The sequence below is a fragment of the Neisseria sp. P0009.S007 genome, from assembly GCF_051962515.1.
Map to the genome: position 1 here is coordinate 1 of NZ_JBQCVF010000493.1, position 1056 is coordinate 1056.

A 1056-nucleotide genomic window follows, 5' to 3' on the forward strand; every position below is an offset into this window, starting at 1 on the left:
GGCGAGGCACGCGACAAAATCCTCTTGCGCGTACTCGGCAGCCCCGACCCTTACGGCAAACAGATTGACGGTTTGGGCAATGCCAGTTCGTCCACCAGCAAAGCCGTGATTTTGGACAAATCCGAACGCGCTGATCACGATGTCGATTACTTGTTCGGACAAGTTTCCATCGACAAACCTTTTGTCGATTGGAGCGGCAACTGTGGCAATCTGACCGCCGCCGTGGGTGCATTTGCCATCGAACAAGGCTTGGTCGATAAATCCAAAATCCCTTCAGACGGACTATGTACCGTCAAAATCTGGCAGAAAAACATCGGCAAAACCATTATTGCCCATGTACCGATGCAAAACGGCGCAGTTTTGGAAACAGGCGATTTTGAGCTCGACGGCGTAACGTTCCCGGCAGCCGAAGTACAAATCGAATTTCTTGATCCGGCCGACGGCGAAGGCAGTATGTTCCCAACCGGCAATTTGGTTGATGAAATTGATGTGCCGAATATAGGCCGTCTGAAAGCCACGCTTATCAATGCCGGTATTCCAACCGTTTTCCTGAATGCCGCAGATTTGGGCTACACAGGCAAAGAGTTGCAAGACGACATCAACAACGATGCTGCGGCTTTGGAAAAATTTGAAACCATCCGCGCGTATGGTGCGCTGAAAATGGGCTTGATCAGCGATGTATCCGAAGCCGCCACCCGCGCCCATACTCCGAAAGTCGCTTTTGTCGCCCCTGCGGCCGATTACACCGCTTCAAGCGGTAAAACCGTCAAAGCTGCCGACATCGACTTATTGGTACGCGCGCTGAGCATGGGCAAATTGCACCACGCCATGATGGGTACCGCTTCAGTCGCCATCGCTACCGCTGCCGCCGTGCCCGGTACGCTGGTCAACCTTGCAGCCGGAGGCGGAGCGCGTAAAGAAGTCCGTTTCGGTCATCCGTCAGGCACACTGCGTGTCGGTGCCGCCGCCGAATGTCAGAACGGACAATGGACGGCCACCAAAGCGGTCATGAGCCGTAGCGCACGCGTGATTATGGAAGGACAAGTCCGAGTGCCG

General features: G+C 54.6%; 1 protein-coding gene. It reads left to right on the forward strand.

Translation table 11 applies throughout. The features are described from left to right. A partial coding sequence (gene prpF / locus ACTHS3_RS14300) for a 2-methylaconitate cis-trans isomerase PrpF (protein ID WP_440368282.1) occupies positions 1–1056 on the forward strand: 1056 nt, incomplete at both ends.